The sequence below is a fragment of the Butyricimonas sp. BSD2780061689_150309_C8 genome, assembly GCF_015560935.1.
Lineage (GTDB): Bacteria > Bacteroidota > Bacteroidia > Bacteroidales > Marinifilaceae > Butyricimonas > Butyricimonas paravirosa.
This window is the reverse complement of sequence record NZ_JADMSV010000049.1, coordinates 1-9,590: the sequence shown is the minus strand read 5'-3', so window position 1 is coordinate 9,590 and position 9,590 is coordinate 1. Positions and strand designations below refer to the sequence as shown.

Annotated in this window: 6 protein-coding genes; 1 reads left to right on the top strand and 5 read right to left on the bottom strand. The window is 41.0% G+C overall.

The genetic code is table 11. The annotated features are described in order from the left end of the window. Positions 1-204: transposase (locus tag I2I33_RS19985; RefSeq protein WP_195666779.1), on the top strand; the 204-nt coding region annotated here is incomplete at its 5' end. 189 nt (positions 205-393) lie between these two features. Here the strand turns inward: I2I33_RS19985 and I2I33_RS19980 are convergent. The 5 genes from I2I33_RS19980 to I2I33_RS19960 all read right to left on the bottom strand — a co-directional run bounded on the left by I2I33_RS19980 (position 394) and on the right by I2I33_RS19960 (position 9,369). Next, complete coding sequence (locus I2I33_RS19980) at positions 394-2,373, bottom strand: TlpA family protein disulfide reductase (RefSeq protein ID WP_087422344.1); 1,980 nt, start codon at positions 2,371-2,373, stop codon at positions 394-396. A 93-nt stretch (positions 2,374-2,466) separates the two neighbouring features. Beyond that, positions 2,467-3,900, bottom strand: a complete 1,434-nt coding sequence (locus I2I33_RS19975) for a RagB/SusD family nutrient uptake outer membrane protein (protein ID WP_087422345.1) — start codon at positions 3,898-3,900, stop codon at positions 2,467-2,469. 12 nt (positions 3,901-3,912) lie between these two features. Beyond that, complete coding sequence (locus I2I33_RS19970) at positions 3,913-7,503, bottom strand: SusC/RagA family TonB-linked outer membrane protein (protein WP_162613860.1); 3,591 nt, start codon at positions 7,501-7,503, stop codon at positions 3,913-3,915. A 62-nt stretch (positions 7,504-7,565) separates the two neighbouring features. Continuing rightward, on the bottom strand, positions 7,566-8,732 hold the full coding sequence (locus I2I33_RS19965; RefSeq protein WP_087422347.1) for a FecR family protein: 1,167 nt from the start codon (positions 8,730-8,732) through the stop codon (positions 7,566-7,568). Positions 8,733-8,805: 73 nt separating this feature from the next. Then, positions 8,806-9,369, bottom strand: a complete 564-nt coding sequence (locus I2I33_RS19960; protein WP_087422348.1) for an RNA polymerase sigma factor — start codon at positions 9,367-9,369, stop codon at positions 8,806-8,808. Positions 9,370-9,590: the final 221 nt, after the last annotated feature.

Sequence of the window (9,590 nt, the reverse complement as noted above, 5' to 3'; positions counted from 1 at the left end):
AAGTACGAGAGGGAAATCAGGGGGATGATTTACACCACAAACTGGATCGAAAGGCTGAACAGGGATTACAAGAGGGTCATCAACATGAGGGGCGCCATGCCAAACCCCCAAGCTGTTATTCTCCTAATGGGAACGGTAGCCCAAAATGCAGATATTTATAAATATCCTATTTATAATTTTTTAGAATCAAGATTATTTTATTGAACTATTTATAATTTTGCATGCATGAGAAAAGAAGGTATTTACACACTTTTTGAAACACTATCTCTGTAAGCCATTAACAGGGTATTATCAGAGTTTGAAAACGGTTAGATTAAGGACATAAAATTAGGATTTAGACAGGGCTTCATTCACCCCGTTCTAAATCCTAACCCATCGAATGAATCTTGCCGATTATTCCGCTTTCAACATCTCTATCATAAGGTTCATTTCCTCTGCCAAAGCCGAAGGACTTCCCATATAACCACCAATACTCCAACGCAATTTTCCGTTCCCGTCAATAATCATTTTATGAGGAATACCGGAAAACTTAAAAGCTTTACAATAAGTATCATAAACAGCCGACTGCTTTTTCGTTTTCGGGTTCACGTTATCACAAAGCACCTTCAGCGTGTAATTATGCTCCTTCATGAATTTCCGAATCTGTTCTTTAAAATCAGCCGCCGTCTCCATCGTGGAAATAAAGAAAAACACCACGTTCGGATCATTTTTATACTTATTTACGGCCATTTGCATTCCCGGTAAAGAGGCTTTACAAGGAGCGCACCAAGTCGCCCAAAAATCCAACACGATAATCTTCCCCTTCATCTTCGAAAGATCAACCTTTTTCCCGTCCAGATCTTCCATAGCAAAAAGTTCAATATCCTTGTTAATCATCGTCTCCTGCAAATGTTTTTGCAACTCTTGTTGTTTCTCTTGTGATTTCAACGAACTGACATAAGCCTCAAAATCTTTATCGTTTTCATGTTGTTTCACGTAATCTTTCCGCAAGATTTCCAACATTTCGGGAGTAACCGCATCTTCCCGTACACTAGCCACGATCGTGGGAATTACCATCGATTGATAGCCATTCTTCTCCAACAAACGAACATATTGATTGTTATATTCTGCCGATTTGAAATTATATTTCCCTTTAATTTCTTCCATCAACTCCAATGCCTCGGCAGAAGAACCGGTAGCATCCAACACGAACGCGTGCTTCAGAATCATATCTTTTCCCCTCGTTAGCAGATAATCCTTCCACTCCCGTTCTGAATACACTTGATCAGTTCCTGCTTGAGGACGAGTCATCACCTCATTGTAAATAACCTTAGCAAAAGGTAACACCTGTTCCGGGGTTCTCTGATTCGTGTTCAACGGCACTTGTACCATGTGCCAGTAGAAAGTCAGCAAATAAAGATGGGGAACATCATGAAGGTACTTGTACAAGAAACTATAATCATTTTTCTTGATGATGGGCTGATAAACTACCGCTTGAAAGATTTTACCCAGATACATGGATGATGTTTCCGTCTCTATATCTTTAAACTTTTCCGTCGGGAAACGTTTCAGGAAAGCGTCTAATTCAGGAGCTTTCGCATCGGCATCCATGATTCTGAAAATCCGCCATATCTCTTGGTCCCTAGCCAAAATCCCGTTCGGATAATCTTTTAAAATCCGGGTTTCTACTGCCGCCGCTTTCGTACTGTCTTTCACGATATTCTTAGCAACTTCAAGAGCCTTCAACAACGTCTCTTCATCCACATCCGGTAAATTCAGTATAAAATCCACGTCTCCTAACATCTGTTCATGTTTTTCTCCCGGCATCATTTTATTCAACAACTTCGCCGCATAATAGAATACGTATTTCCGGGCTCCGGGATCTTTCAAAAGCTGTTGGTTCAGCCAAAAACGCATAACTTCATCATCAATATACGCATCCTCGTCACAATATTCCGGTAAAGACTCCAACGTCTTGTTCCGCAACATTCCCCACGCCATATAAGCAGTCGGTAAATTCTGCCCGTTCTTGTTAAAGGTCATTGTCGTGTACGTGGACCGTCCCCCTGTATCCTTTTTGTCCCCAGCGTAAAATTTACATGATACCAACGCACAATTTTCAGGCACACGACAAGTGGTCTCCCATGCCGTATCATTCTTCACCAACTTCAAATCTTCCGCCCTCCAACGCAAATTTTCCCAGTAATAAACCGTTCCGTAAATCGTTTCCTCATCAGCCAGTGACGTCAGCGAATTATCATACGTGAACTTCACATCCTGACCGGCAACCGGCACCAATGGAATAATGTGAAAAGGTTTACGATCCTGTGCCTTAACCATACAAGTAAATAACAGAAGTACAACGATACTTCCTAACAACGTGATTTTTTTCATACAATACGATTTAATAATTTATAAAGTTGGTAAGGTTCACAAAGTTTATAAAGAACCTTATAAACCTTATAACTTTATGAACCTTACGAACTCTTATTTAATTTGTCCGATCTCCGGATTTTCTTCCAAATATTTTTCTCCCATTGGGAAAGTATACCGCACGGCACCGAGTTCTAATGTATAAGTCGTTCCCTTGAATACCCGAGTCACCGTCTGTGTCGGAAAATCCGGATCATTTGCCAAACGACGTTGATCCATCCAACGTAAACCATGACACGTTAATTCTCTACGACGCTCCTGTAATACATTTCCTAAAGCCTCTTTAGCTGTTGCGGCACTCAACGAATAGTCCTCACCCGCAACGTAACGATACTCTCTCAATTTATTCACAATATTCATGGATTCCGTCGTGTTTCCCTCGCGAGCCCAACATTCTGCCTCAATTAGCATCATTTCCGGCACACAAGGCCCCATGTTACGTCCCTCGTTCTTTTTCCAGTCATAAGGATAATAATTGTCCTTAAAATATACCCGCCCGGAATAAGTCATACCTAAATCATCTACCATGGAACGAGTAAAATAAAAATAACGCAAATCTTTTTCCTGATCAAAAGTATTCAGCAGATCATCACTTAACACAAGGCCAGCCGTGGAATATGATGCCATCGAAAATGTAGTTACGGGCATTTTAGCAAAAATAACTTCCTTATCTTTCAATGTTTCCACGTAATTTTTCCTTCTCACACTTTCCTCTGTACTCGCCAGATCAACATAGTCATTCAGATTTTCCAATGTACTCTTTAATTTAAGTGCCTCTTGAGCGTTCTTTTTCGCCTCCGTGTAATTACCCATCAACAGATAGGCTCTTGCTCGCAATGCATAAATAGCACATTTACCCGGATAGAAATTAAATTCTGCCACATCGGGCAAATACTCGAAAGCATCATCCAAATCTTTAAAAATTTGCTCGTACACTTTTTCGACAGATGCACGTGGCAGAGCCCCTTCTACACGAGGGGTAGTTAACAAGGGGACTCCTTGATCCGTGGATGCCGTTGCTGCATTATACGGAACACCATACACGTTCACTAACGTCAAATATGCCTCGGCTCTATGTACAAGAGCCTCAGCCCGAATCTCCAACTTCTCCTCGTTTGTCCCGTTCTTACTATCCATCACCTCATCAATCACCACGTTACAATTATAGATAACCTGGTACACTTTGTTCATCTCCGTGTCATTTTCAGACTGGCTATAAATTTCGTCGGCCCAAGTATATACCGGGATAAATTTATTCGTTTCATAGATCGCCTCTTGTTGAGCCGGATCAGAAATATCAATATCATCCGATGCCACATCATGGTAAGAAAGTGTCCAGCGGAAATTTTCCGTGTTATTCATCAGGTAACGGTAATTTTCCGTCTCCTCCGGAACCAATGATCCTTTAGTCTTGACATCCACCCAATCGGAACAAGCGGAGAAACAACAGGAAAGTCCTATAATTACAATAAATATTTTCTTGTTCATATCTATCACGTTTTAGAAATTAAGATTTAACGAGAAGTTATAAGAAGGTGTCGGCGCCATCCGCAAATCTCTCGTGTTCGGAATAAAATCAGGATCTATACCGACATTATTCTTTTTCCAGATCAATCCCAGGTTTGTTGCAGTAAACCCGATATTAGCACTACCAAGCATGATTTTATTTACCCATTTAGACGGGAGTTCATAAGTCAACGATATTTCTTTTAAACGGATATGATCTCCTTTTTGGACATGAATATCAGCACCTCTATATCGTTGAAAACTATTGTTATCCGTTCCCAAACGGGGTACATCGGTTTTAGCCTCATCACCCGCCTCTCTCCAACGTTTTGCCATATCTTCATTAATTTCATAATTAGCACCACCGTATCTACTTGCAGGCTGTTGTGAAATCGTCGGTTTCTGGAAAATATACCCTAACTTATAGGTGATCCCCACGTAAAGAGACAATCCTTTATAAGTGAACGTATTAAAAAATCCACCAAAGTACTTCGGTGTCAATGTTCCCATATACACCAAATCATCATTCGTAATATTTTCCGTAGATTTTATAATCTCCCCGTCCGCATTGTACACCAGAGCATTTCCCTCTTCATCCAAACCGGCCCAACGAGTAGCCCAGAAGTTATTCATATTATACCCTTCTATCATACGACCACTTCCTCCTCCACTAGATGCAAAACTGGAATATAGTTCATAAGGAGAAGATTTTACTTCATTCGTGTTATAAGAGAAAGTTAAACTGGCTCTATAATTAAAATCGCTTTTCTGTACAATCATTCCATTCAAAGCGATGTCCACTCCTTTTCCATCCACCTTAGCTGCATTACGAGTAAGCGTGTAAGATCGGGTCGAATTCGCTCCGAATATCGGGTTTATCGTGTACTCTGCAAACAAGTCTCTCGAATACTTACGATACACTTCGATAGAACCGGAAAGACGATGATTCAATACTGCAAAATCCAATCCAAAATTCAACACACCTGTCTTCTCCCAACGAATTGAAGGATTGGCCGCGGCAGTAATACTTGATGAAGGTAATTGAGTAAAACCATCATTACTCGTGGATAACGATATGTTCGTGAAAGGATACTGGCCCGGATCAATATTTCCATTATACCCGTAAGTCGTTCTAAATGTCAATTGATTCAACCATCCTACATTATCCATGATAAAATCTTCCCGACCAATATGCCACGAAAATCCGGTTGACCACATCGGAGTCGCCCGGTATTTCCGGTCAACACCAAAATTATTGTAATCATCATAACGCACACTTCCAGATAATACGTATTTATTCATCAAAGTATAAGACAAATTTCCGTAATAAGACAAGTATCGCCGTTGATAATCAGTTTCCGGACTAGCATCTGTCAAATAACTATTATATCCCCAGATATTTATATAAGGATTCGGCAACTGACTGCCGGCAATCAGTGTTTTTTCGTTATAACCATAATACCTAGCCCCATTCGCCCAATCTCTCGTCTCACGGATTTCCATTCCAGCCAATGCTGTAATTTGATGAATTTCATCAATAACCCCATCGTAATTGATCTGTCCCCGAATACTGTAATTCTGGGAATTACCATTAGTCACGTTCAAGATACCTCCCCACGGAAGATTATTGGTCAGCGCACCCGTATTTGCATCATAAGTCGTGGCTAGGTTATAAAGATCTCTAGCCTCGAACGTATTCTCGTTAGCAAAAGTACGATTCTTGGTATTCTTCCTTTCAAACATGAATTGTCCGTCTAATGACAACCCTTTTACTCCCGGAATTGGAATATTCAATCCCACCGTCATCGCGAAAGTTTGCTCTTTACGGGTATCATCTTTGTTATCCAGTTCGTCCAAATAATTATACTTCCAATTTTTATATCCCAATGCTTCTTTTTCCGTTACAAAATCTTCATTGTACGTCTTATAGTAATCAACCCGATTACCATTCTCATCCACGAATTGGTTATAAGGTAACAAGATCAAACCGCCGGATGCCTGTATCATGGAAAGTCCTAAAGCATTATTTTTAATATTAAACAAAGTAGCTCTTAACCCCGTGGTCAACGTAGCCCAATTCAATATTTTAAAATTCATGTTGGAAGTCAACGTGAAACGATCACCTTCTTCACCCTTCATGTTAGATCTCTCGTTTGCATAAGATGCGGAAAGGAAATAAGACATCTGATCAGACGCCCCACTAAAAGATAAATTATATTGCTGTGAAAAAGAAGGTTGCAACAGATACTTTTTCACATCACGATAAGCCTCCCGACCAGCTAATTCATTCAGCATGGCATCCGCATCCGCCTGGTTAATAAGCCCGTCCTTAGCGTCCAAAATCAATTTAGCAGCTTGTGAAATCGGGGCCCCTGCCGAATAGGCGGAATTCACGGGTCTCGTGATATAACCTTTCTCGACCATTTCCTTTTCGTAATCAATCATTTCGGCTGAATTCATGATCGGTAAGGTATTAAAACGAGGGGAACCGGAAGTCGATACATTCATTCCAAAATTTACGGTTGTTCCCCCTTTACCTTTTTTACCTTTTTTTGTCTCAATAACAATAACCCCATTGGCCGCACGTACCCCCCAGATAGAGGCTGCTGCCGCATCTTTCAAAAAAGTAATCGATTCAACATCGCTGGGATTTATATTCTTCATTTCCATATCCGTGGGGAAACCGTCAACAACCAGTAAAGGCCTTGTTGTGTTCAAAAGAGAACTTTTTCCCCGGATATTCATGGAAATATTCGTCTGCTCATCAACATAACCATCCGTACGATCGGAACCATACAAAAAAGTCATATCCGAATTCTTGACATCCACGTAAACCCCCGGAACAACACCTTCCAAACGATTCATGATATTCGGACTAGGACGTTTTTCCAATTCTTTAGCTGTAACCACGCTAAATGAACCGGTAGCACGCTCTTTCGGCAGACGAGTGTAACCTGTTGAAACAACAACAACCTCATCCAATGCCTCCGTGGCCTCCTTCATTTTGATGTTTAAAGGGGAATCGCTATTAATTGCCACGGTCTGCATCTCGAAACCGACCATCGAGAAAAGCAAAGAATCACCCCGTGAACAAATCGCAGTGAACTTTCCTTCCACGTCTGACACGAATCCTAGCGTGGTTCCTTTGATAATAATATTCACTCCCGGAAGAGGCAGACCTTGTTGATCCGTGATCTTACCTGCCACCGTAAGTTTATTCTCTTGCTGTTGGTTCGTTGATTTCACGGGACTAACCACCACCGTGTTATCCACGATCGAGAAAGTAAGTCCTGAATTCTTTAAACAATACTCTAAAACGGCTTTTACATCCGTATTCGTGAAATCAGGATTCAATCCCGTAATATTACCTACTTTTGCATCATTGTACAAAAAAGTCAACTCCGTTTGCTTTTGAATTTCTTTAGCAACTTGGATAAATGAACTATTCTTCATCTTCACAGTGACATTCTGAGCCACTGCCGTGAATGACGAAAACAATAATAAAACGATCGTCATTCTCATCATTAATCGGTTCTTTATTAACCATAAACCTCCTGGAAGAGACTTATTGCGGTTCTTCTTCATAATGTAATTAATTAATTTAGTTAGTTTTACACACTTGCCTCCCCTCGTGGCCATCGAGGGTTTCACTCTGTAGTTATATATACATCATTTCCATGTAATTCAAATCGCACATCTCCCGTCATCTGCAACATTTTCATCACCTGGGAGAAATCACCGTATCGCTTCATATTTCCCGACAGAGAAATTCGTTTCGCCCCCTCATCCTTGAATATCACTCGAATATCGTACCATCGTTCCAATGTTCTCATTATATCTTCCAACGGTTGTTGTTCAAACACGAAACGCCCGTCTTTCCAACTCGTAAAACTCTTTACTTCAACCTCCCTCTTTACCATCTCTCCCGACAAAGCGTTCACTTCCACCTGTTCTCCCGGTTTCAACAGCATTGAACTACCGGGGCTGTATATTCTCACGGAACCTTCCGCAAGAGTCGTTTGCGACTGTTTCTCTTCCGGATAAGCCCGGATATTAAAGGAAGTTCCCAACACCGTTACCGACGAACTCATAAACTGTACGGTAAAAGGTTTATTCGCATCCTTCGCAACTTCAAAATAAGCCTCTCCCTGCACGAAAACCCGCCGTTCCTTTGCCCCGAAAGCCACCGGATACTGGATAGAAGTTTCCGAGTTCAACCACACCCTTGTTCCATCTGAAAGCGTCAGACAAAACTCTCCCCCGCGAGGTATTTCCAATTTATTATAAACGATCGATTCACTTTCTCCACCACTAGCATATGTTACCCCAGAACCCGAAGCATTAATTTGTGCCCCATCCGTTATAATCGTACTATCCGCAGCCTCCTTGCCTAAAGGAATCATTTGTCCGTTCGCCAGTGTTAACACGGCTTTACTCGTCCCCGGAAGGATATTTGTTGCCAAAGAAGGACGTAACGTTTGTTCTTCATCTCGATTCAACCCGACATAAAGAACGAGTGCAATTATAAACGGTAACACAACAGCAGCTACCCGAGCCACGTTTATCAGAAATCTCCTTTTACGACGCTGTTGGTATTTCCTTTGCAAGAAACGCCCGTAGGCCACCCGGTAATCATACGTTTCCAACCTCTCCATCCCAACCGTGTAAAAATCTTCTGAAATCATTCGTTGAAAAGCACGTTCATTCTCTCCAGAAGCCTTTCGCCAATCGGATAATTGTCTTTCCTCTGATTCTGAAAGTTGTCCTTTCAAACTCTTCTGAATAATTCGTGCTATTTCAAATGCTTCTTTCATCTTGATTTCTTTTACGACCTAAAAACAATCAAGTACAAAAAAAGTGTCACTTGCATGACACTTTCTTGCAAATTTAACAATTCGACAGGAATAAAAGGATAGCCGTTATATCTCCTAACCGACTCTTCAATAATTGTTTTCCACGCTTTTTATGTGACTTTACCGAATCTATGGAGAGATTCAGTTTCTCCGCAATTTCCGCATTATCGAAACCTTCCATCACCAGTTGGAACACTTGTCCCGTCTGTTCCGGTAAATCCTGAATAGCCTCTGACAACAAGGCCAGTAACTCCTGCTCCACGATCTGGTTAAAAAAGAAGGTCGTTGTTTCCCGTTCCTTCAAGAAAGACATATACTCCTGCTCGATCCGGGCATGTTTCAAATAATTCAGACATTGATTCTTGGTGACCAGATACAAGTAAGATTTCAAGGCCACCACGACATCAAAAGCCGGTTTATCCGTGTATAATTTGAAAAATATCTCCTGTACAATATCTTCCGCCACGTCCGGGTCATTCACGAAATTAGTGGCAAATGCACAGAGTGAGGCATAATACTTTTCAAACAGGACTTTAAAAGCCCGGTCATCCCCAACTCTTAATCCCTGTAACCATTTTACCTCATCCTGTTCCGACATATTACTATCACGTGTTAACCCATCATTTAGAACTATACAAATATAGGAAAACTCGCCCGATTTCGGATGGATTTAGGAAGAATAATGTAAACTATTGGGCTTTCAGGGAGATACGCAGCATTATTCCGCATTTGTAAATGTGTGTGGAAAATATAAAGTCACTTGACCCACTATTATACTCTAAATTGACCCATCAAAAAAATATTAGAATTAAGTAGAGA